We start from the raw sequence: 23,910 nt of genomic DNA, 5'->3' as shown, positions 1-23,910 counted from the left end.
CCATAGTTGATTTGGGTACGACATTAGATCGTGCAAAAGAAAACGCCCGGCATTGGCCGGGCGTTTTTTATTGGGCGCTGATCACTCGTGATACTGCGCCGACAGCTCATGCACCGCACGCAGGAACGCGCCGGCATGTTCCGGATCAACTTCCGGGGTGATGCCATGACCAAGGTTGAACACGTGGCCGCTGCCCTTGCCATAACTGGCCAGAATGCGCCCGACTTCAGTGCGGATCGCTTCGGGTTTGGCGTAGAGAACGGTCGGGTCCATGTTGCCTTGCAATGCGACCTTGTCGCCGACACGGGCACGGGCGTTGCCGATGTCGCAGGTCCAGTCCAGGCCGAGGGCGTCGGCGCCGGCTTCGGCGATGCTTTCCAGCCACAGGCCGCCGTTTTTGGTGAACAGAATCACCGGCACTTTGCGTCCGTCGTTCTCGCGGATCAGGCCGCTGACGATTTTCTTCATGTAAGCCAGGGAGAATTCCTGATACGCCGCCGCCGACAGGTTGCCGCCCCAGGTATCGAAGATCTGCACCGCTTGTGCACCGGCCATGATCTGGCCGTTGAGGTACGACGTCACCGACTGCGCCAGTTTGTCGAGCAGCAGGTGCATGGCTTGCGGGTTGTCGTAGAGCATCGCCTTGGTCTTGCGGAAGTCTTTCGAGGAGCCGCCTTCAACCATGTAAGTCGCGAGGGTCCACGGACTGCCGGAGAAACCGATCAACGGCACGCGACCGTTGAGTTCGCGACGGATGGTGCTGACCGCATCCATCACGTAGCCGAGGTCTTTGTGCGGATCCGGGATCGGCAACGCTTCGATGTCGGCCATCGTGCTGACGACTTTTTTGAAGCGCGGACCTTCACCGGTCTCGAAGTACAGGCCCTGGCCCATGGCATCGGGAATGGTGAGGATGTCGGAAAACAGGATCGCCGCGTCCAGTTGCGGGTAGCGGTCGAGCGGTTGCAGGGTGACTTCGCAGGCGAATTGCGGATTCATGCACAGGCTCATGAAGTCGCCGGCATGCGCGCGGCTGGCGCGGTACTCCGGCAGGTAGCGACCGGCCTGGCGCATCATCCACACAGGGGTGACGTCAACGGGTTGCTTGAGCAGGGCGCGGAGGAAACGGTCGTTCTTCAGGGCAGTCATGTCGGCATCCGGAAAAAAAGTGCGGGCATTTTCTCAGAGCGCGAGGCAAAAGGCACGGATGTGGGTCAGCCTTTTGTCTATCGGGTCAATTTGTCGCGGTGGAACACGATTTTCCGCAACACCCTAAAACAACTGTGGGAGCGAGCCCGCTCGCGAAGAGGCCGGCACACCCAACATTGAAGTTGGCTGACAGACCGCTTTCGCGAGCAGGCTCGCTCCCACAGGAGTATTGCGTTTGGCTCAGGCGCCGGGGTTAGACACCCAGGTAATCGAGGATCCCTTCAGCCGCATTGCGCCCTTCAAAGATCGCCGTCACCACCAGGTCGGAACCGCGCACCATGTCGCCACCGGCGAAGATTTTCGGGTTGCTGGTCTGGTGCTTGTACTGACCTTGCTCAGGCGCAACAACGCGGCCCTGGCTGTCGGTCTGGATCTCGAACTGTTCGAACCACGGCGCCGGGCTCGGGCGGAAGCCGAAGGCGATGACCACGGCATCGGCCGGGATGATCTCTTCGGACCCCGGGATCGGCTCGGGGCTGCGACGGCCACGGGCATCCGGTTCGCCGAGACGGGTCTCGACCACCTTCACGCCTTCGACCTTGTCTTCACCGACGATGGCGATCGGCTGGCGGTTGTAGAGGAATTTCACGCCTTCTTCCTTGGCGTTCTTCACCTCTTTGCGCGAGCCGGGCATGTTCGCTTCGTCACGACGATAAGCGCAGGTCACCGACTTGGCGCCCTGACGGATCGAGGTGCGGTTGCAGTCCATCGCCGTGTCGCCGCCGCCGAGTACCACGACCTTCTTGCCTTTCATGTCGACGAAATCTTCCGGCGACTTTTCAAAGCCCAGGTTGCGATTGACGTTGGCGATCAGGAAATCCAGCGCGTCATAAACGCCCGGCAGGTCCTCACCGGCAAAGCCGCCCTTCATGTAGGTGTAGGTGCCCATGCCCATGAACACCGCGTCGTATTCGGCGAGCAGTTGTTCCATGGTCACGTCTTTGCCGACTTCGGTGTTGAGACGGAACTCGATGCCCATGCCGGTGAAGACTTCGCGACGATTGCTCAGCACGGTCTTTTCCAGCTTGAACTCGGGGATGCCGAAAGTCAGCAGGCCACCGATTTCCGGGTTCTTGTCGAACACCACCGGAGTTACGCCGCCACGCACCAGCACGTCGGCACAACCCAGACCCGCCGGGCCTGCGCCGATGATCGCGACACGTTTGCCGGTCGGCTTGACCTTGGACATGTCCGGGCGCCAGCCCATGGCGAACGCGGTGTCGGTGATGTACTTCTCGACCGAACCGATGGTCACCGCACCGAAGCCGTCGTTGAGGGTGCAGGCACCCTCGCACAGACGATCCTGCGGGCACACCCGGCCGCAGACTTCCGGCAGGGTGTTGGTCTGGTGCGACAACTCGGCGGCCTGGAGGATGTTGCCCTCAGCCACCAACTTGAGCCAGTTGGGAATGAAGTTGTGCACCGGGCACTTCCATTCGCAATACGGGTTGCCGCAACCCAGGCAGCGGTGGGCCTGATCGGCCGACTGCTGGGGTTTGAACGGTTCGTAGATTTCGACGAACTCTTTCTTGCGTTGACGCAACAGTTTCTTCTTCGGATCCTTGCGCCCGACATCGATGAACTGGAAGTCGTTATTCAGACGTTCAGCCATTGTTAAAACCTCATCAAACTCTTCAGGCGCATATCACTGCGGGTTGGCACGAGTGCTGGAAAGCAGGGTTTTCAAGCTGGCAGCCTTGGGCTTGACCAACCAGAAACGCCGCAAGTAATCGTCGAGGTTCTCGGCGAGTTCACGACCCCACTCGCTGTCGGTTTCGGCGACGTACTCGTTCAGCACGTTCTGCAGGTGGCTGCGATAGGCTTCCATCGCCTCGCCGCTGATCCGCTGGATTTCCACCAGTTCGTGATTGACCCGGTCAACGAAGGTGTTGTCCTGATCGAGCACGTAGGCGAAACCACCGGTCATGCCAGAACCGAAGTTGTAACCGGTCTTCCCCAGCACGCAGACGAAACCACCGGTCATGTACTCGCAGCAGTGATCGCCAGTGCCTTCCACGACGGTGTGGGCACCGGAGTTACGCACGGCGAAACGCTCGCCTGCGGTGCCGGCGGCGAACAACTTGCCGCCAGTGGCGCCGTACAGGCAGGTGTTGCCGATGATGGCGCTTTCCTGAGTTTTATAGACGCTGCCCTTCGGCGGCACGATGACCAGCTTGCCGCCGGTCATGCCTTTGCCGACGTAGTCGTTGGCGTCGCCTTCCAGGTACATGTTCAGACCGCCGGCGTTCCACACACCGAAGCTCTGCCCGGCCGTGCCTTTGAAACGGAAGGTGATCGGCGCCTTGGCCATGCCCTGGTTGCCGTGCTTGCGCGCGATTTCGCCGGAGATCCGGGCGCCGATCGAACGGTCGCAGTTGCAGATATCCAGCTCAAACTCAGCACCGCTGAGGTCGTTGATCGCCGACGCGGCCAGCTCGACCATCTTCTCCGCCAGCAGACCTTTATCGAACGGCGGGTTGCGCTCGACGCCGCAGAACTGCGGTTTGTCCGCCGGGATGTGATCGCTGCCCAACAGCGGGGTCAGGTCCAGGTGATGTTGCTTGGCGGTCTGGCCTTCGAGGATTTCCAGCAGATCAGTGCGACCGATCAGCTCTTCGAGGGAGCGCACACCAAGCTTGGCCAGCCACTCACGGGTTTCTTCGGCGACGTAGGTGAAGAAATTCACCACCATGTCGACGGTGCCGATGTAGTGATCCTTGCGCAGCTTTTCGTTCTGCGTCGCGACGCCAGTGGCGCAGTTGTTCAGGTGGCAGATGCGCAGGTATTTGCAGCCCAGTGCGATCATCGGCGCGGTACCGAAGCCGAAGCTCTCGGCGCCGAGGATTGCCGCTTTGATCACGTCGAGGCCGGTTTTCAGGCCGCCGTCGGTCTGCACCCGGACTTTGCCGCGCAGGTCGTTGCCGCGCAGGGTCTGGTGGGTTTCAGCGAGGCCGAGTTCCCAAGGTGCGCCCGCGTATTTGATCGAAGTCAGCGGCGAAGCACCGGTACCGCCGTCGTAACCGGAAATGGTGATCAGGTCGGCATAGGCCTTGGCCACACCGGCGGCGATGGTGCCGACGCCCGCTTCTGCTACCAGCTTCACCGAAACCAGCGCCTGCGGGTTGACCTGCTTGAGGTCAAAGATCAGTTGCGACAAGTCTTCGATCGAGTAGATATCGTGGTGCGGCGGTGGGGAAATCAGGGTCACGCCCGGCACTGCGTAACGCAGTTTGGCGATCAGCCCGTTGACCTTGCCGCCCGGCAGTTGCCCGCCCTCGCCCGGCTTGGCGCCTTGAGCGACCTTGATCTGCAGCACTTCGGCATTGACCAGGTATTCCGGGGTTACACCGAAACGGCCAGTCGCGACCTGCTTGATTTTCGAACTCTTGATGGTGCCGTAACGCGCCGGATCTTCACCACCTTCGCCGGAGTTGGAACGCGCGCCGAGGCGGTTCATGGCTTCGGCCAGGGCTTCGTGAGCTTCCGGCGACAGTGCCCCCAGCGAGATACCGGCGGAATCGAAACGCTTGAGCACCGACTCCAGCGGCTCGACTTCACTGATATCCAGCGGCGTGTCGAGGGTCTTGACCTTGAACAGGTCGCGAATCATCGACACCGGACGGTTGTCCACCAGTGAGGTGTATTCCTTGAACTTGGCGTAGTCGCCCTGCTGCACGGCGGCTTGCAGGGTGTTGACCACGTCCGGGTTGTAGGCGTGATATTCGCCACCGTGGACGAACTTCAGCAGACCGCCCTGCTGGATCGGCTTGCGCGGGCTCCAGGCTTCGACGGCGAGGGCTTTCTGCTCGGCTTCGATGTCGACGAAACGCGCACCCTTGATCCGGCTTGGCACGCCACGGAAGCTCAGCTCGCAGACTTCTTCGGACAGGCCAATGGCCTCGAACAGCTGCGCACCGCGATACGAAGCGATGGTCGAGATACCCATCTTCGACAGGATCTTCAGCAGACCTTTGGTGATGCCTTTGCGGTAGTTCTTGAACACCTCGTAGAGGTCGCCCAGGACTTCACCGGTACGGATCAGGTCGCCCAGCACTTCGTAGGCCAGGAACGGATAAACCGCCGAGGCACCGAAACCGATCAGCACGGCGAAGTGATGCGGGTCACGGGCGGTCGCGGTTTCAACGAGGATGTTGGAATCGCAACGCAGGCCCTTCTCGGTCAGACGGTGGTGCACCGCACCGGTCGCCAGCGAAGCGTGGATCGGCAGCTTGCCCGGGGCGATATGGCGGTCGCTCAGGACGATCTGAGTACGCCCGGCGCGCACGGCTTCTTCAGCCTGATCGGCAACGTTGCGGATCGCCGCTTCGAGGCCGAGGCTTTCGTCGTAGTTGAGGTCGATGATCGCCCGTTCGAAACCCGGACGGTCGAGGTTCATCAGCGAGCGCCACTTGGCCGGAGAGATCACTGGCGAGCTGAGGATCACGCGCGAGGCGTGTTCCGGCGACTCCTGGAAAATGTTGCGCTCGGCACCGAGGCAGATTTCCAGCGACATCACGATCGCTTCACGCAGCGGGTCGATCGGCGGGTTGGTGACCTGCGCGAACTGCTGGCGGAAATAGTCGTACGGCGTGCGCACACGCTGGGACAGCACGGCCATCGGCGTGTCGTCGCCCATCGAGCCCACGGCTTCGTAACCTTGCTCACCAAGCGGGCGCAGCACCTGATCACGCTCTTCGAACGTGACCTGATACATCTTCATGTATTGCTTGAGCTGATCGACGTCGTAGAAAGCCGAACCGTGGTCGTTGTCTTCCATGGTCGCCTGAATGCGCAGGGCATTCTTGCGCAGCCATTGCTTGTACGGATGACGGGATTTCAGACGGTTGTCGATCGCATCGGTGTCGAGGATCTGCCCGGTTTCGGTATCCACGGCGAAGATCTGGCCCGGGCCGACGCGACCCTTGGCGAGCACGTCTTCAGGCTGGTAGTTCCACACGCCGATTTCCGAGGCGAGAGTGATGAAACCATTCTTGGTGGTGACCCAGCGCGCCGGACGCAGACCGTTACGGTCGAGCAGGCACACCGCGTAGCGACCATCGGTCATCACCACGCCGGCCGGGCCGTCCCACGGTTCCATGTGCATCGAGTTGTACTCGTAGAACGCACGCAGATCCGGGTCCATGGTTTCGACGTTCTGCCACGCAGGCGGAATGATCATCCGCACGCCACGGAACAGGTCGATGCCACCGGTGACCATCAGTTCGAGCATGTTGTCCATGCTCGAGGAGTCGGAACCGACACGGTTGACCAGCGGGCCGAGCTCTTCCAGATCCATCAGATCATTGGTGAACTTGGTCCGACGGGCCTGCGCCCAGTTGCGGTTACCGGTGATGGTGTTGATTTCGCCGTTGTGGGCGAGGAAGCGGAACGGCTGCGCCAGCGGCCATTTCGGCAGGGTGTTGGTGGAGAAGCGCTGGTGGAACACGCAGATCGCGGTTTGCAGGCGCTCGTCACTCAGGTCCGGATAGAACGCGGCCAGGTCGGCCGGCATCATCAGGCCTTTATAGATGATGGTCTTGTGCGAAAAGCTGCAGATGTAGTGGTCGGTGTCAGCGGCGTTGGCCACCGACGAACGGCGACGGGCGCTGAACAGCTTCACCGCCATGTCCTGATCGCTCAGGCCTTCGCCGCCGATGTAGACCTGCTCGATCTGCGGCAGGCGCTCAAGGGCCAGGCGGCCGAGGACGCTGGTGTCGATCGGCACTTTGCGCCAGCCGATCAGTTGCAGGCCTTCGGCGAGGATCTCGCGGTTCATGTTCTCGCGAGCGGCTTCGGCCTTGGCCGGATTCTGATTGAAGAACACCATGCCCACTGCATATTGCTTGGGCATTTCGACACCGAAGCTCTCCTGGGCAATGGCTCGCAGGAAGGCGTCGGGTTTTTGAATCAGCAGACCGCAACCGTCACCGGTCTTGCCGTCGGCATTAATCCCACCGCGGTGGGTCATGCAGGTCAGGGCCTCGATGGCCGTTTGCAAAAGGGTATGACTGGGCTCGCCCTGCATATGAGCTATCAGGCCGAAACCGCAGTTATCCTTGAATTCATCTGGTTGGTACAGACCTGCTTTCATAGACACTTTCTCACCAGGCTGCCTCTATTCGAGGCAAATTTCTTTTCAATTCAACCACTTGCGTTCCGCGCCGAACGTACGCCGGCTTAGCGGGGGCAAAAGGGTGGTCATTGTACACAGCGACACAGAGGCTCACAAATTTGACGACGAACTGTCGCAAATTCATGTCGCATTTGTGAAAGGTTTAAAGCGATCTGCTGTGCTAGTCAAAACTTTTTTAATTTTGACCGCAACGACTCAAAGACTACTGTGACGCAGACACCACAAGGCACGCGGCCCTTTCAGGCGGCGCGCACTCGTGGAGATTTTGAGGTGCCGGGAGAGGCGGCCTGGGTAAGGCCGCCGAATCTTCAGCGAGTTGTTGCCAGTTCCTGTTGGACGCTGGCGACAGTGCGAGGCCAAGGTTTACCAGCCTGAACCTTCGCTGGCAAGGCCTTGATGGCAGAAACGGCCGCATCACGATTGGCAAAGTTGCCGTAGGTGATCACGTAAAGCGGCTTGCCGTTGAGGACTTTCTTGAAATAACGGTACTCGCCGCCCTGCTCCTTGACGAAGTTCTGCGCGGCGGTCTCCGAGCTGGTGCCGAGGATCTGCACGACATAGTTGCTGGTCGGCTGACCGGCGTACCAGCTGCCACCGGCAGCCTTGGCCACGGTAACGGGCTTGTCGGCAGGCTTGGCCGGAGCAGGAGCCGGTTTCGCAGCTGGCGCCGGGGTGGCCGGAGCAGGCTTGGCTGTGGCGATCTGCGTCGGTGCCGGGGTTGGCGCCGGTTTGGCGGCAGGAGTCGGAGCCGGTGTCGGCGCGGGACCGGCCGGAACGCCCGCAGGCGGTGCGGAGGTGGTTACGGTCGGCGGCGTATCGCTGGAGCCTTCCAGGGGCACGCCGTCGTCGCCTTCGGTGATGCCACCGGCGGCTTCTGCCAGCGGGCCACGCATGACCGGCTGCGAGTTGCCGACCAATGGCAGCGGCATCGGCTGGGTGTTGCCGGCGAATTCGACGGACGGGTTGGCGCCGTTCGCTGCACCCTGACCCAATGGCAGTTGCGCCTGTTCATTGGCCGGAGCACCGGTGGTCGGTGCCTTGCTGCGACCCGGCATCAGCCAGGCGGCGGCAACCGCGACCACAACGACGGCGGAAATCGCCAATACGTGTTTCTTCGGCATGTTGAACCCCATACTTGGACGCTTGACCGCAGAGCGGCTGGCAATCATGACTTCGATCAGTGCATCGCGAGCGACCTGGTTGATGTTGCCCGGCCAGCCCTCGGAGCTTTCGTGAATATCAGAGATCTGATCTGCGGTGAAAAGTTCGACACCCCGGCCCGCGCCTTCCAGCCGCTGGTCGAGATATTCGCGGGTCTCTTCTTCGGTGTACGGCTGCAATTCGATGACGTGGAAACGCTCTTCTTCGAGCTGCAACGCCTCGAGCTGAGCGATCAGCGACGACTCGCCGAACAGGAACACATGCGGACGACCTTCCGGCGTGCCGGCGCCGAGCGCCATCAATGCTTCCAGCGCGGACTCGTCGAGCTGCTCGGCATCGTCCACGAGCAGATAGACTTCCTGCCCGGTCAGACCCAGTTGCACCACCTGCTCGAGAATCGCGCCGACTTCGGCCTGAGCGACATCCAGCGCCTGCGCCACCTGGCGCAGCACGCCGGCCGCATCACCGGCGCCACGGGCGGAAACCACCACGCTCTGCACCGATTGCTTGTTGGTACTGGCAACGAGCGCTTGCCGCAGCAGGGTCTTGCCGCTGCCCTGCGGGCCGGTGACCACCAGCAGCAACTGGCTGTAACGCGCCAGATGATGCAGTTGACCCAGCACCGGTTTGCGCTGGGCCGGGAAGAATTTGAAGCCCGGCACCCGTGGCGCGAACGGGTCGTGACTTAACTGGAAATGGCCGAGAAACGCCTCGTCGGCATGCAAACTAGTCATCGGAATCGTTTTAACCTTTAAGCTGAGCCAGGGCGCGGTAATCCGCTCCCAGCGTGGCCTGTAGAACCTCTTTCGGATAATCGTCGGTCACTACCGCTTCGCCCATCCGGCGCAGCAGCACCAGGCGCAGACGACCGTCGATCACTTTTTTATCAATTGCCATGTGTTGGAGAAAATCGGCTTCGCTCATCTCTTCAGGCGGAATGACCGGCAGACCGGCCCGCTGGAACAGACGAATGCCGCGGTCACGCTCCTGCTCGCTGATCCAGCCCAGGCGCGCGGACATTTCCAGCGCCATCACCGTGCCCGCCGCCACCGCCTCGCCATGCAGCCAGACACCATAGCCCATGTGGGTTTCGATGGCGTGGCCGAAGGTGTGGCCGAGGTTGAGCGTAGCGCGGACGCCGGTCTCCTTTTCATCGGCGCCGACCACCGCAGCCTTGGCCGCGCAGGAACGCTCGATCGCATAGGTCAGCGCGGTTTGATCCAGCGCGCGCAGGGCGTCGACGTTTTCTTCGAGCCAGGTCAGGAATGGTTCGTCGCAGATCAGGCCGTACTTGATGACTTCCGCCAGGCCCGCCGACAGCTCGCGCTGCGGCAGGGTTTTCAGCGATGCGGTATCGATCAGCACCACGTTCGGCTGATAGAACGCGCCGACCATGTTCTTGCCCAGCGGATGGTTGATGCCGGTCTTGCCGCCGACCGACGAATCGACCTGCGACAGCAGCGTGGTAGGAATCTGGATGAAATCGACACCGCGCTGATAGCAAGCGGCAGCGAAACCGGCCATGTCGCCGATCACCCCGCCGCCCAGGGCGATCACGGTGGTGCGGCGGTCATGACGGGCGGTCAGCAGACCGTCGAAAATCAGTTGCAGGGTTTCCCAGTTCTTGAAGGCTTCGCCGTCAGGCAACACCACCGAGATAACCGAAAACTGCGCAAGGCTGCGGGTCAGACGTTCGAGATAGAGCGGCGCGACGGTTTCGTTGGAGATGATTGCCACCTGCCGCCCGTGGATATGCGGCGACAGGAGTTGGGGCTGATCCAACAGACCTTCGCCAATATGAATCGGGTAGCTGCGCTCGCCTAGATCGACCTTGAGTGTCTGCATGTGTCCCCACAGTGAAGATGGAAGCAGGCATCCTGCCCTGAAATTATTGGTGTTCTGCGGCCTGTAGCGGTATGACGCCGCTCGCCCGGCATCCGCCACACCCTCGGCGGGCGCTGACAGGACGCCGAGGATAGCGCATTTCGGGCGATGCTTTAACGGGGTGGCAACTGCGCGAGACGGTCGAGAATGTCGAGCACCACCATGCGTGGCGGCCGCTCGTCGGTTTCCACCACCAGATCGGCAATTTCCCGATAAAGCGGATCCCGGATCTCGAGCAGGTCGCGCAGGGTTTTCGCCGGATCGGCGGTACGCAGCAGCGGCCGATTGCGGTCGCGGGAGGTGCGGCCGACCTGCTGCTCGACGGAGGCGTGCAGATACACCACGCGCCCGCCTTCATGCAGGGCCTTGCGATTGGCATCACGCATCACCGCGCCGCCGCCGGTCGCCAGCACCACACCATCGAACGCGCACAGCTCGGCGATCATCGCCTGCTCACGGTCACGAAAGCCGGGCTCGCCTTCCTTGTCGAAGATCCATGGGATATTGGCACCCGTGCGCAGCTCAATTTCCTTGTCGGAATCCTTGAACGGCAGGCGCAGCTCTTTGGCCAGCAATCGGCCGATGGTGCTTTTGCCAGCACCCATCGGTCCTACAAGTATCAAATTTCGCACAGAATCAACGACTCACAGCAATCGCCTGGTTATTCATGATACGCGGAGTGAGAAATACCAGCAGCTCGGATTTTTTCTCCGAAACCACATCACGCCGGAAAAGGCGGCCAAGATACGGCACATCGCCAAGAAATGGCACCTTATCTACGACCTTGCTCTGAGTATTTGAAAAAACACCGCCGATTACGATGGTCTCGCCGTCATTTACCAGCACTTTGGCGTTGACCTCGTTTTTCTTGATCGGCGGCACATCCTGCACTTTGTTCAGGTAATCGGGCTCATCCTTGGTGACCTTGACCTCCATGATGATGCGGTTGTCCGGGGTGATCTGCGGGGTGACTTCCAGTGACAGCGAAGCCTCCTTGAACGACACCGAGGTAGCGCCGCTGGAGCTGGCCTCCTGATAGGGAATCTCGGTGCCTTTGAGGATCTTCGCGGTTTCCTTGTCCGAGGTGACCACCTTCGGCTGCGAGACGATTTCGCCATTGCCGGTTTTTTCCATCGCCGTCAGTTCGAGATCCAGCAGTACGTTGTCGGTGATGAAAGCAATGCCGATCCCCGAAGTGTTATTGACCGTGCCCATGTCGACGAACGGCGAGTTGGTGCCGGTGCTGCCCGGCGTACCGATAGTGCTCGACGAACCGTTGACCCCGGAGGCGTTCCAGTTGCCCTTGTTCTGCACCGAACCGCCCCAGCGCACGCCCAGGCTCTTGTCGTAATCGACGTTGGCCTCAACGATGCGCGCCTCGATCATCACCTGGCGCACCGGAATATCCAGCTGGGCGACGATCCGCCGGAGTTCGTCGAGGCGATCCTGGGTCTGGTAGGCAATGATGTTGTTGGTTCGCTCATCGACGGTAATCGAACCGCGCTCGTCGACCTTGGCCTCGGCGCTGGTCACCGACTGGAACAGCTTGGCGATGTCCGCTGCCTTGGCGTAATTGACTTGCAGCAGCTCACGACGCAGGGGCGCCAACTCGGCGATCTGCTTCTGCGATTCCAGTTCCTGACGCTCGCGAGCGGCAATTTCATCGGCCGGCGCGACCAGCAGCACGTTGCCGATCTTGCGCTTGTCCAGCCCCTTGGTTTTCAGCACCAGATCCAGTGCCTGATCCCACGGCACGTTCTGCAGGCGCAAAGTGATACCGCCCTGCACCGTATCGCTCGCCACCAGATTGAGATTGGTGAAGTCCGCGATCAGTTGCAGTACCGAACGCACGTCGATGTCCTGAAAATTCAGCGAGAGCTTGTCGCCGACATAGGCCTGACGGTCGGCGTTGCGCTTTTGCAGGTCGTCGATGCTCATCGGCCGAACGCTCACGGTGAGCTTGTTGTCGGTCTGGAATGTGGAATAGTCGAAGGTGCCGCTGGGCTCGACGCTGATCACTGCGCGATCACCGGTTACCGCGGCATTGACGAACTGCACCGGCGTGGCGAAATCCTTGACGTCGAGGCGCACGCGCAGCTTTTCCGGCAATTGCGTGCGGGCGAAGCTGAGGATGATCTTGCCATCGTGCTCCTGAATATCTGGAGCGATGGTCGGATCAGAGAGGTCGATGACTACGTTGCCCTCGCCCTCGGTGCCGCGCTGGAAATCGACACCGCGAATCGCCCTGCTGCGTTGCGCGGCTGGTCTGGCAGGTGCCGCAGCGGCCGTGGCGGCACGCGGTGCAACGGCAGCCGGGCGCGGCGCAGTCGCGGAAGCGCCCTGACCGACCACCACAAACAGATTATTGCCCTCGACCCGCGTGCTGTAAGGCGCCAACTGCGTCAGGCTGACAATCAGCCGCGTGCGATCCTTGGCTTCGGCCACCGTGGCCGTGCGCGCGTTGCCGCTGCCCAGATCAAGATTCTTGTTGGACAACTGGCTGGTCACGCCCGGCAGATCCAGTGCAATGCGTGCCGGTGACTCGGTTGTGTAGCCCTTGGGCTGTGGTGGCGGGCCGTCGAATGACAGCTTCAGTTCGACGCGGTCACCCGGCAGCGCGGCAACATCCAGCGCTTTCAGACTGGCCGCCATTACCATCGGTGACACCAGCGCTATCCATAGCGAAAAACCGAGGGTGGAGAAAATCCTGTTCATTGTTCGACTTCCACTATGAGTGCTCTTTCAAAGGAATGGTGCGCGGCCGCTCCAGCCAGGCGCCGGCGCCGTCGGGCACGATCTCCACGACATCGACCTGGGTAGGGCTAATGGCGACAATGCGGCCGTCGTTGCGGCCCAGGTAGTCGCCGACCTTCAGGCGATGCACCCCGCCTGCGCCGCGCAACAGCGCAAACGAGCCCGAGGCATTGGCAATCGTGCCGACCATTTCGAACTGCTCGATGTTGAACCCTTCAAGGTATTGCTTGACCCGGCTGGGGTCGGGTTTGACGTTGCGCGAACCGTGTTTCTGCCCGGCCAGATCGACTCTCGCCTGCCGCGAAAACGGGCTGCGCAGGTTGGCGGCGCTGTAAGTGAATGTGGGGTAAGACCGGAATGTCGGCGTTGGTTCAATCCTGCCCGCCGGACGCAGACGCACTTCGTTGAGGTACGCGTCGAGGTCGCTGAAGTCATCACCGCCACCGCAGCCGCTCAGCGCCAGCATCATGGGCAGGACGAGATAACGAATCGGGGTCATTTCTCCAGCCCCTTGTCGTTATAGCGGTACGTCTTGGCAAGAATGCTCATGCGCAGCTTCGTCCCGCCCTCGGGATTGGCTGGCGCCAGTTCGAAATCGTGCAGAGTGACAATTCGTGGCAGCCCGGCGACGCCGCTGACGAAGGTCGCGAGGTCGTGATAGGCGCCTGTCACGGTGATCTGGATCGGCAGCTCGATGTAGAACGGCTGGGTCACTTCCGGCAGCAGCTTGATTTCCTCGAATTCCAGGCCGCTGCCCAGACCAGTGCGGGTGATGTCTTCGAGCAGGCCCGGCACTTCAGTGTCGCTGGGCAATTGCCGCAGCAATACGCCGAAGGTGTTTTCCATTTCCTTCATTTGCTGGGTATAGAGCTCAAGGTTCGCCGACAGCCGCGCCTTGCTGGCGAATTGTTCCTTGAGGGTGGTTTCCTCTTCGCGCTTGAGGTCGAGCTGATTTTCCATGTCGCTGATGAAGAAGTAATAGCCAAGCGCGAGGATCAACACCATCACCAGCGCACCGCACAGGGTTTTTACCACCGGGGGCCAAGAGCCGATGTTGCTGGTGTCGAGGTCGTTGAAATCGATACTGCGCAGGCTTTGCAGCCATCCGGAGGCGTTCATTGCTCGTCCTCCACAACCTTGGGCTGCGTCTGACGAACGGTCAGCTGGAAGACGTTGGCTTGTTCGACCTGATCAGCGCTGGTGGCCTTGACCTCATTCAGGCTTGGCGCGTCGAACCAGTCGGACGCGTCGAGATTGCGCATCAGCTCGGAGACCCGGTTGTTCGACTCCGCCGCGCCACTGATGGACAGGGTCTTGCCGGCCATTTTCACATCGGTGAAATACACGCCGTCCGGCAACGTACGCGCCAACTGATCGAAGATTCGCCCGCTGATCTGCCGGTTGCCCTGCAGGTCCTGGATGATGCGCATGCGCTCGACCAGTTGCTGGCGGCGCGCCTTGAGTTCACTGATCTGCTTGATGCGCTCGTCGACCACGGCAATCTGTTTGCCGATGTAATCGTTGCGCGCCATTTGCCGCTCGATGGCTGCGGTGATGATCTGGTCGGCAATCAGCACCGCGCCGATCGAGCCGGCCAGCACGCCGATAAGTACCAGCAGAAAGCGTTTGCGCCGTTCTTCGCGGCGTTCCTCGCGCCAGGGGAGAAGGTTGATCCGCGCCATCAGTCGAAACTCCTGAGCGCGAGCCCGCAGGCAATCATCAAGGCTGGCGCGTCGCTGGCCAGCGCTCCTGCGTTGACCTTGCTGCCCAAGGCCATGTCGGCGAATGGGTTGGCGACCTGCGTCGGCGTGTCCAGACGCTGTTCGATCAGACGGTCCAGCCCGGGCACCGAGGCGGTGCCGCCGGCCAACAGGATATGGTCGACCGCGTTGTACTGCCCGGAGGCGAAGAAGAACTGCAGCGAACGCGAGACTTGCTGCACCAGCGCCTCGCGAAATGGCTGCAAGACCTCGCTGACGTAATCGTCAGGCAGCCCGCCCTGTTTTTTCGCCAGGCCCGCCTGTTCGACCGTGAGGCCGTAGCGGCGCTGGATCTCCTCGGTAAGCTGGCGTCCGCCGAATAATTGCTCACGGGTGTAGATGATCTTGCCGTTGTGCAGGACGCTGAGAGTGGTCATGGTGGCGCCGATGTCGACCACCGCCACGGTCAGGCGCTCCTGGGAGGCCGCCAGATGCGTCGCCAGCAGACCGAACGAGCGCTCGAGGGCGTAGGCCTCGACGTCCACCACCCGCGCGGTCAGGCCGGCGAGCGCCAGCGCCGCTTCACGCACCTCGACGTTTTCCTTGCGACAGGCGGCAAGCAGCACGTTGACCCGTTCCGGGTTGCGCGGCGAGACGCCCTGGACTTCAAAATCGATGGCGACTTCGTCCAGCGGATAGGGAATGTATTGGTCGGCCTCGATCTTGAGCTGGTTTTCCAGTTCGTCGTCGGACAGCCCGGCGTCCATCTCGATGACCTTGGTGATCACCGCAGAACCGGCCACTGCCACCGCCACGCTCTTGACCCCGGTTCGCGCTTTCACCAGCAACCGGCTCAGCGCCTGGCCGACGCCTTCGAGGTCGGCGATGTTCTTTTCGACCACGGCGTTCGCCGGCAACGGCTCCACCGCATAGGCCTCGACCCGGTAGCGCTCGCCCTGACGGCTCAGTTCCAGCAGCTTCACCGACGTGGAGCTGATGTCGATCCCCAGTAACGCATTGGTCTTTTTATTGAAGAGTCCCAGCACTACCAATTCCCTATGACTTTCCGTGAGTTACGGACTCTGTAATACGCATTGCGTTCCTTCACCCCCGTCTTGACAGAAGCGCCAATGACGCCCCCGACGGAAAAGTGCTTATAATGCCCAGCGATTTTTTCCGCTTTTTACTGCCAGCGCGGATGGCTCTGTGTGTAACCGCAGCCCCGTGCCAAATTCATTCTTTGCCCTGGATGTCCAAAAGCCTTGATTCGTCTGCTGAAATTTTTCGGTTGGTCCATCGTCGCCGTTTTCTGCGGACTGCTCTTAGGTCTCAGCGGCGCCTTTCTTTACCTTAGTCCGGGTTTGCCGTCTGTGGAGGCGCTGAGAAGCATTCAGTTGCAGATTCCTCTGCGCGTCTACAGCAGCGACAACAAGTTGATCGCAGAATTTGGCGAAATGCGCCGTACACCGATTCGTTTCGCCGACATTCCGCCCAACTTCATCAATGCGTTACTAAGTGCTGAAGACGACAATTTTGCCAACCACTATGGCGTCGACCCGAGCAGCCTGATGCGCGCGGCGACGCAACTGGTCAAGAGCGGACATATTCAGTCCGGCGGCAGCACCATCACCATGCAGGTGGCGAAGAACTTCTTCCTCACCAGCGAGCGCAGCTTCTCGCGTAAAACCACAGAAATTCTCCTCGCCTTGCAGATCGAGCGACAGCTGACCAAGGACGAGATTCTTGAGCTGTACGTCAACAAGATCTACCTGGGCAACCGCGCCTACGGCATCGAGGCGGCGGCGCAGGTGTATTACGGCAAATCGATCCGTGACATCAGCCTGGCGCAGATGGCGATGATCGCCGGTCTGCCAAAAGCACCGTCGCGTTTCAATCCGCTGGCCAACCCGGCGCGCAGTAAAGAACGCCGCGACTGGATCCTCGGGCGCATGTACAAGCTGGGCAAGATCAGCGAAGCCGACTACACCGCCGCGATCAACGAGCCACTGAACGCCAGCTATCACGTACCGACCCCGGAAGTGAACGCACCGTACATCGCCGAAATGGCCCGTGCCGAAATGGTCGGCCGTTATGGCAGCGACGCCTACACCGAAGGTTTCCGCGTCACCACCACAGTGCCGAGCAATCTGCAGGAAATGGCCAACACCGCGCTGCACGAAGGCTTGATGACCTACGACCAGCGCCACGGCTACCGTGGCCCCGAGTCGCGCCTGCCGGGCAAGACCCGCGAAGCCTGGGCCAGCGAGCTGACCAAGCAGCGCACCATCAGCAGCCTCGAACCTGCGATCGTTACCCAAGTCGATAAAACCGGCCTGCAAGTGTTGACCCGCACCGGAGAAGAGCACGTAGCCTGGGACACGATGAAATGGGCGCGACCGTTCCTCAACACCAACAGCATGGGCGCCAACCCGCGCCAGCCGTCGGATGTGGCGCAGGTCGGTGATCTGATCCGCGTGCAGCGCCAGACGGACAATTCGCTGAAATTCAGCCAGATTCCCCAGGCTCAGGGCGCACTGGTGTCGCTGGATCCGCAGAACGGTGCGATCCGTTCGCTGGTGGGTGGCTTCGCCTTCGAGCAGAGCAACTACAACCGTGCCATGCAGGCCAAGCGTCAGCCGGGTTCGAGCTTCAAGCCATTCGTTTACAGCGCCGCGCTGGATAACGGCTACACCGCTGCCAGCCTGGTCAACGATGCGCCGATCGTGTTCGTCGACGAGTACCTGGACAAGGTCTGGCGACCGAAGAACGACACCAACACCTTCCTCGGCCCGATCCGCCTGCGTGAAGCGCTGTACAAGTCGCGCAACCTGGTGTCGATCCGCCTGCTGCAGGCCATGGGCGTGGGCAAGACCATCGACTACATCACTCGCTTCGGCTTTAACAAGCAGGACCTGCCGCCGAACCTGTCGCTGGCACTCGGCACCGCAACGCTGACGCCGATGGAAATCGCCACTGGCTGGAGCACCTTTGCCAACGGTGGCTACAAGATCACTCCGTATATCATCGACAAGATCGAAAGCCGTAACGGTGACACTTTGTTCGTCGCCAACCCGCCGACCGTGCCACAGGGTGGTGCGGCGACCGACGGTATCGCTGTGCCGGCTACCGAGTCGTTCACGGTCAATGCCGCTCCGGTTGCCGGTGAAGCGTCGGCCAATCCGGCAGTGCCGCAAGCGCCGGCCGTGGCCGAACGGATTGTCGATGGACGTACCACCTACATCCTCAACAGCATGCTGCAGGACGTAATCAAACTCGGCACCGGCCGGCGCGCACTGGCCATGGGCCGCAGTGACATCGCGGGCAAGACCGGTACCACCAACGAATCGAAAGATGCCTGGTTCTCTGGCTACAACGCTGATTACGTAACCACGGTGTGGACTGGTTTCGACCAACCGGAAAGCCTCGGACGCCGTGAGTTCGGCGGTACTGTGGCGCTGCCAATATGGATGAATTACATGTCGGCCGCGCTGAAAGACAAGCCGCCGCATGTGCAGCCTGAGCCAGAAGGCTTGCTCAGCCTGCGGGTAGACCCGGTCAGCGGCCGTGCAGCAACACCGAGCACACCGGGGGCATACTTCGAACTGTTCAAGGCCGAAGACACGCCGCCATCGGTGAACGAGCTGGGCAACGGCGCCGTACCGGGCAGCCCGCTGCCGGCGGATGAGCAGGCGCCGATCGATTTGTTCTGATCCTGATGCCGCAAAAAGGCCCCGTCTTCGTGAGAAGTGCGGGGCTTTTTATTACCCGAAGATCAAAAGCCCCTCACCCTAACCCTCTCCCAGAGGGAGAGGGGACTTACCGAGTTGTCTGGGGTCAAACACCGACCTGAAAGTGTGGTGTCGATTATGGATTCAAAACCATACATTCAGGTCGGCGTAGCTCCCAAGCGTCCCCCAATCAGTCCCCTCTCCCTCTGGGAGAGGGTTAGGGTGAGGGGCTCTTGATCTTCAGGCAAAAAAAACCCCGACTCTCACGAGCCGGGGCTTTTGTTTGAAACGCTACAACGACTTAGCCGTTGAACACGTCATCCACGCTTTTCAGCGGGTAGTTCTTCGGATACGGCAGAGTAGCAACGCCGGTCTCGATCGCGGCCTTGGCCACGGCGTCGGAGATCAGGGTGATCAGGCGCTTGTCCATTGGCTTCGGAATGATGTACTCACGGCCGAACTCCAGCGGAGCACCGCCGTAGGCATCGCACACGTCCTGTGGAACAGGCAGTTTGGCCAGTTCGCGCAGGGCGTTGGCGGCGGCGACTTTCATTTCTTCGTTGATGCGCTTGGCGCGAACGTCCAGGGCACCACGGAAGATGAACGGGAAGCCCAGTACGTTGTTGACCTGATTCGGGTAGTCCGAACGGCCGGTTGCCATGATCACATCGCTACGGGTGGCGTGCGCCAGTTCCGGGGAGATTTCCGGATCCGGGTTGGAGCAGGCGAACACGATCGGGTTGGCCGCCATCGACAGCAGGCCTTCGGCGCTCAGCAGGTTCGGACCGGACAGACCGACGAATACGTCAGCGCCTGCCAGTGCGTCTGCCAGGGTGCGCTTCTCGGTAGCGTGGGCGAACACGGCTTTGTACTGGTTCAGGTCGTCACGGCCGGAGTGGATCACGCCGGTACGGTCAACCATGAAGATGTTTTCGATGCGAGCGCCCATGCTCACCAGCAGTTTCATGCAGGAGATGGCGGCAGCGCCGGCGCCGAGGCAGACGATTTTTGCTTCCGGCAGGGTTTTGCCAGCGATTTCCAGGGCGTTGATCATGCCGGCAGCGGTCACGATCGCGGTGCCGTGCTGGTCATCGTGGAACACCGGAATGTCGCACTGCTCGATCAGAGCGCGTTCGATCTCAAAGCACTCTGGCGCCTTGATGTCTTCCAGGTTGATGCCACCGAAGGTGATGGAGATGCGCTTGACGGTGTCGATGAAGGCTTGCGGGCTTTCCGAGTCGACTTCGATGTCGAATACGTCGATGCCGGCGAAGCGCTTGAACAGCACGCCCTTGCCTTCCATCACAGGCTTGGAAGCCAATGGGCCGAGGTTGCCCAGGCCCAGAATCGCGGTGCCATCGGAAATGACTGCCACCAGGTTGCCCTTGCCGGTGTATTTGTAGGCCAGTTCAGGATCGCGAGCGATCTCGCGTACTGGTTCAGCTACGCCGGGGCTGTAGGCCAGCGACAGGTCGCGGGCGGTAGCAGTGGCCTTGGTGAGCTCGACACTCAGCTTCCCCGGACGAGGATTGGCGTGGTATTCGAGAGCGGCAGTTTTCAGATCAGACATTTTGGCATTCCGCTTTTTTACTGTTGGACAGACTGGTCAGCGAGGATACGCGCCTCGCAAAGTCCCCACAAGACTGGGCAGTCACCGCTGTCAAGCGCCCTGCCCTACGACTTTGGGCCAAGAGCCACGGCGCACAAGGGCTGGACTGTTCACAATCAGCTGTAAAAATGTCTACAATTTTTCTTCAGCGCGGTACGTGCAGCATCGAAGGATCGGTCAACGGCAACAACCAGCGCGCCTGACCTTTTTGCAATCCACCGCGCCGGGATCGGTCAACCACCCAGCCACGCGCCTCGATCTGCCTGCTTTTCAGCGCTTCCAGATCAGCACTGTCAAATCGTCCGAGCAGATTGGGTGCAACCCGCAATACAACCCTGTCCTGCAACTCGATCCAGATTCCGCCGCGATTGCGCTGCACCTTGCTCACCCGACCGCTGACTACGGCAAAGCCTGAACGCTGGATCTCCTGCGCTTTCCGCACCGGCGATTGCCGCCAGAGACCAACCCCGGCCTGTCGAGCGCTGCGTTCGGCGGCCTGCTGGCAGGCGACCAGGTCGACATTCGGCGCGACCGCAACGTGAAAACCCAGGCCATCGGCAAGCATTTGCGCTTCGAGATTCACTCCGCTGGCGCTGTAAACATGCGCGAGCGTACGGCCGTAATGGTCTTTCGCCTGCCTGCCGGGCCGCAAGCCGACCCGGCCGCCGCTGTCATCGACCAGCGCTTGCAGGCGTTTACGCGCCGCCACGGCGAACGGTTCGTCGCTGCGGCCCTGCTTGCCCAGCTCCGGCGTATTGAGGCCGATCATGCGCACATTGCGCCCGTCGCTCAGGCGCAGGGTGTCGCCATCGACCACCCGCTGCACGGAGACGCTGGTCAGCCCTGCGGGTGTCGGGCAGAACGCCTGGGCGGCGGACAGCCAAATCGCAGACACAAAAAAGGCGCCCGCAAGGGACGCCTTTTTCATCAGTCTGGAGAAGTCGAAACGACCATCCAAAATGATCAGCCTCAGGCTTTTTTGCCGACGCCGAAAGTAGCGAAACGGTCTGCGAACTTCTGCACACGGCCGCCGGTGTCCAGAGTCTTCTGCTTACCGGTGTAGAACGGGTGGCATTCGTTGCAAACGTCGATCGCCAGGGCTTTGCCGTAGGTCGAACGAGTTTCGAACTTGTTACCGCAGCTGCAGGTAACAGCAATTTCCGGGTAGTTCGGATGGATATCGGCTTTCATGGTGTCTTCCTCAGGCTAGCGTGCCGCCACCCAACACTATTGTTGAATACCGCACGTAATTAGGCCGCGGATTCTACCAGACCTTTTCAATCGCGCAAGCTGTCACCGAGACCGACCGTCTGCTAGGCTCCCGGCCTTGAACGCACTTCCCTGTGGGAGCGAGCCTGCTCGCGAAGGCGCCATGGCAGTCGACACATGTGTTGCCTGACCCACCGCCTTCGCGAGCAGGCTCGCTCCCACAGGTCATGCATATCCGATCATTTTGCGTATCGAGATCCCCCCGCGTGCCCGACGCCATTTTGCGCCTTGCCCTGCCTTCGCCTTTGCGCCGCCTGTTCGATTACCGGGCGCCGGCCGGGGTGCGGCGTGAGCAATTGCAGCCGGGCATGCGCTTGCGGGTGCCGTTCGGTCGGCGCGAGATGATCGGGATTCTGGTCGAGGTCACCGACACCAGCGAGGTGCCGGCAGAAAAACTCAAACCGGCACTGGCCCTCCTCGACTCGACTTCACCGCTGCCGCCGGCGCTGTTCAAGCTGTGCCTGTGGACGGCGCAGTATTATCAGCACAGCCTCGGCGACACCTTGAACTGGGCCTTGCCAGTGCTGCTGCGTCAGGGCGAGCTGGCCGAAGCCCGCCAGGAACGCTTCTGGTCGGTGGCCCCCGGCGCCAGCGTCGATGACCCGCGAGTGGCCCGTGCGCCACGCCAGCGCGAGGCGCTGACCACGCTGGCCCAGCACCCCCACGGCGTCGCCCATCAGTTGCTGAGCAAACTGATGCTGAGCAAGGACAGCCTCGATCTGCTGCTGGCCAAGGGACTGGTGCAAGTCGAAATCCGCCGCCACGCCCCCGGCGTCCGCCATGAACACTGGCTGGCACAACCGGAGCTGCCGCTCAACAGCGAACAACGCGCGGCGTATGAAGCGATTCGCGCCGGTTTCGACAGTTATCACGCGTTTCTCCTGGCCGGCGTCACCGGCAGCGGCAAGACCGAAGTCTATCTGCAACTGATCCGCGAAACCCTCGAAGCCGGCAAGCAAGCCTTGGTGCTGATTCCGGAGATCAACCTCGGCCCGCAAACCCTGGCGCGTTTCGAACAGCGCTTCAATGCGCGTATAGCCCTGCTGCATTCGGCAGTGAATGATCGCGAACGCCTCGACGCGTGGCTCGCCGCCCGCGATGGCGAGGCCGACATTATTATCGGCACCCGTTCGGCGCTGTTCACGCCGATGAAAAATCCCGGGCTGATCATCATCGATGAAGAGCACGACGGCTCCTATAAACAGCAGGAAGGTCTGCGCTACCACGCTCGCGATCTGGCACTGGTACGCGCGCGGCAGGAAAACATCCCGATCGTGCTCGGCTCCGCCACGCCGTCGCTGGAAAGTCTGCACAACGCTTACACCGGCCGCTATGGCCTGTTGCGCCTGAACGAACGCGCCGGCGGCGCCAAGCAACCGCGCTTCCTGCGGCTGGACGTGAAAAGCCGTCCGCTCGACAGCGGTATTTCCGGACCGATGCAGCAAGCCATCGGCCAGACCCTCGCCAACGGCCAGCAGGTGCTGGTGTTCCTCAACCGTCGCGGCTTTGCCCCGACCCTGCTCTGCCACGATTGCGGCTGGATGTCCGAGTGCTCGCGCTGCGATGCGCGCATGACCGTGCATCAACGTTACGGCGAGTTGCGCTGCCACCACTGCGGCAACGTCGAGCGCACGCCGCGCCAGTGCCCGAAGTGCAGCAAGGTCGATCTGCGCCCCGTCGGCGCCGGTACCGAACGCGCCGAAGAACGCTTGGCGATTCTGTTCCCGGATTACCCGGTACTGCGCGTCGATCGCGACAGTACATCGCGCAAGGACGCGATGAATCAGCTGTTTGCAACGATTCAAAAGGGTCAGCCGTGCATTCTGGTGGGCACGCAGATGTTGGCCAAAGGGCACCATTTCCCCCGGGTGACGCTGGTGTCGATTCTGGATGCCGACGGTGGCCTATTTTCCGGCGACTTCCGCGCCAGCGAGCGCATGGCGCAGTTGATCGTCCAGGTCGCCGGGCGTGCCGGACGGGCTGAAGAGCCGGGCAAGGTGATCATCCAGACGCATTTGGCCGACCATCCTTTATTGGTGCAACTGACCGAGCAGGGTTATTTCGCCTTCGCCGAACAAGCCCTGAGCGAACGCCGCGCCGCCGGATTGCCGCCGTTCGCCCATCTGGCACTGTTGCGTGCCGAAGCGCACAAGCCGGGGCAGGCGGAAGGTTTTCTCGATGAAGCGTGCAGCGAAGCCGAACGCCTGCTGGCCGAGTTGAATCTGAGCGGCATCGAATTGCTCGGGCCGGTGCCGGCACCGATGGAGCGCCGTGCCGGGCGTTATCGCGCCCAACTGTTGTTACAGGCGACCGCGCGGGCACCGCTGCACCGCTTGCTGGCGAGCTGGATGCTGGTGCTGGAGCAGATGCCGAGCGGGCGGGCGGTGCGCTGGTCGCTGGATGTTGATCCGGTGGATCTGTATTGAGCTGAAGATCGCTTTCGCGAGCAGGCTCGCTCCCACA

General features: G+C 61.3%; 16 protein-coding genes. 2 read left to right on the top strand and 14 right to left on the bottom strand.

Going from position 1 to position 23,910, the window contains the following annotated elements:
- Positions 1–81 precede the first annotated feature (81 nt).
- The 11 genes from hemE to AB4N73_RS23735 form a co-directional block, all read right to left on the bottom strand.
- Positions 82–1,149, bottom strand: a complete 1,068-nt coding sequence (gene hemE, locus AB4N73_RS23785) for a uroporphyrinogen decarboxylase (RefSeq protein ID WP_056787355.1) — start codon at positions 1,147–1,149, stop codon at positions 82–84.
- 253 nt (positions 1,150–1,402) lie between these two features.
- Complete coding sequence (locus tag AB4N73_RS23780; RefSeq protein WP_007909438.1) at positions 1,403–2,821, bottom strand: FAD-dependent oxidoreductase; 1,419 nt, start codon at positions 2,819–2,821, stop codon at positions 1,403–1,405.
- A gap of 33 nt (positions 2,822–2,854) precedes the next feature.
- Positions 2,855–7,300, bottom strand: coding sequence for a glutamate synthase large subunit (gene gltB, locus AB4N73_RS23775; RefSeq protein WP_236168184.1), 4,446 nt, complete (start codon positions 7,298–7,300; stop codon positions 2,855–2,857).
- Positions 7,301–7,650: 350 nt separating this feature from the next.
- Positions 7,651–9,237 carry an AAA family ATPase gene (locus AB4N73_RS23770; protein ID WP_056787348.1) on the bottom strand — a complete coding sequence of 529 codons (1,587 nt, stop codon included), beginning with the start codon at positions 9,235–9,237 and terminating at the stop codon, positions 7,651–7,653.
- A 10-nt stretch (positions 9,238–9,247) separates the two neighbouring features.
- Complete coding sequence (aroB, locus tag AB4N73_RS23765) at positions 9,248–10,348, bottom strand: 3-dehydroquinate synthase (RefSeq protein WP_056787345.1); 1,101 nt, start codon at positions 10,346–10,348, stop codon at positions 9,248–9,250.
- A gap of 152 nt (positions 10,349–10,500) precedes the next feature.
- Positions 10,501–11,019, bottom strand: a complete 519-nt coding sequence (gene aroK, locus AB4N73_RS23760) for a shikimate kinase AroK (protein ID WP_024011270.1) — start codon at positions 11,017–11,019, stop codon at positions 10,501–10,503.
- Between the two features lie 4 nt (positions 11,020–11,023).
- Positions 11,024–13,102 carry a type IV pilus secretin PilQ gene (gene pilQ / locus AB4N73_RS23755; RefSeq protein WP_460142615.1) on the bottom strand — a complete coding sequence of 693 codons (2,079 nt, stop codon included), beginning with the start codon at positions 13,100–13,102 and terminating at the stop codon, positions 11,024–11,026.
- 13 nt (positions 13,103–13,115) lie between these two features.
- Positions 13,116–13,640 (bottom strand): pilus assembly protein PilP, encoded by a 525-nt coding sequence (locus tag AB4N73_RS23750; RefSeq protein WP_056787340.1) that lies wholly within the window; start codon positions 13,638–13,640, stop codon positions 13,116–13,118.
- On the bottom strand, positions 13,637–14,260 hold the full coding sequence (gene pilO, locus AB4N73_RS23745; protein WP_056787337.1) for a type 4a pilus biogenesis protein PilO: 624 nt from the start codon (positions 14,258–14,260) through the stop codon (positions 13,637–13,639). Before pilO ends, AB4N73_RS23750 begins: the two co-directional genes overlap by 4 nt.
- On the bottom strand, positions 14,257–14,823 hold the full coding sequence (locus AB4N73_RS23740; protein WP_016772051.1) for a PilN domain-containing protein: 567 nt from the start codon (positions 14,821–14,823) through the stop codon (positions 14,257–14,259). The genes pilO and AB4N73_RS23740 overlap by 4 nt, the downstream gene beginning before the upstream one ends.
- Positions 14,823–15,887 carry a pilus assembly protein PilM gene (locus tag AB4N73_RS23735; RefSeq protein WP_252883035.1) on the bottom strand — a complete coding sequence of 355 codons (1,065 nt, stop codon included), beginning with the start codon at positions 15,885–15,887 and terminating at the stop codon, positions 14,823–14,825. Before AB4N73_RS23735 ends, AB4N73_RS23740 begins: the two co-directional genes overlap by 1 nt.
- A 219-nt stretch (positions 15,888–16,106) precedes the next feature.
- Between AB4N73_RS23735 and AB4N73_RS23730 the strand changes: the two genes are divergently transcribed.
- Positions 16,107–18,551, top strand: a complete 2,445-nt coding sequence (locus AB4N73_RS23730) for a penicillin-binding protein 1A (RefSeq protein ID WP_460143607.1) — start codon at positions 16,107–16,109, stop codon at positions 18,549–18,551.
- 319 nt (positions 18,552–18,870) lie between these two features.
- On the opposite strand, the gene AB4N73_RS23725 is transcribed toward AB4N73_RS23730, so the two are convergent.
- From AB4N73_RS23725 to rpmE, 3 genes are all read right to left on the bottom strand, one after another.
- Positions 18,871–20,139, bottom strand: coding sequence for a malic enzyme-like NAD(P)-binding protein (locus tag AB4N73_RS23725; RefSeq protein ID WP_016772053.1), 1,269 nt, complete (start codon positions 20,137–20,139; stop codon positions 18,871–18,873).
- A 184-nt stretch (positions 20,140–20,323) separates the two neighbouring features.
- Entirely contained in the window at positions 20,324–21,106 is a 783-nt protein-coding gene (locus AB4N73_RS23720; RefSeq protein WP_460143606.1) for a thermonuclease family protein, read from the bottom strand.
- Between the two features lie 41 nt (positions 21,107–21,147).
- Positions 21,148–21,369 carry a 50S ribosomal protein L31 gene (rpmE, locus tag AB4N73_RS23715; RefSeq protein WP_041477565.1) on the bottom strand — a complete coding sequence of 74 codons (222 nt, stop codon included), beginning with the start codon at positions 21,367–21,369 and terminating at the stop codon, positions 21,148–21,150.
- A 284-nt stretch (positions 21,370–21,653) separates the two neighbouring features.
- On the opposite strand from rpmE, the gene AB4N73_RS23710 reads away from it, so the two are divergent.
- Positions 21,654–23,873 carry a primosomal protein N' gene (locus AB4N73_RS23710; RefSeq protein ID WP_252885177.1) on the top strand — a complete coding sequence of 740 codons (2,220 nt, stop codon included), beginning with the start codon at positions 21,654–21,656 and terminating at the stop codon, positions 23,871–23,873.
- Positions 23,874–23,910: the final 37 nt, after the last annotated feature.

This window comes from Pseudomonas sp. S3_B08 (assembly GCF_054667725.1).
Note: the sequence above shows the minus strand (reverse complement) of the source record. Positions and strands in the feature narration are given on the sequence as shown.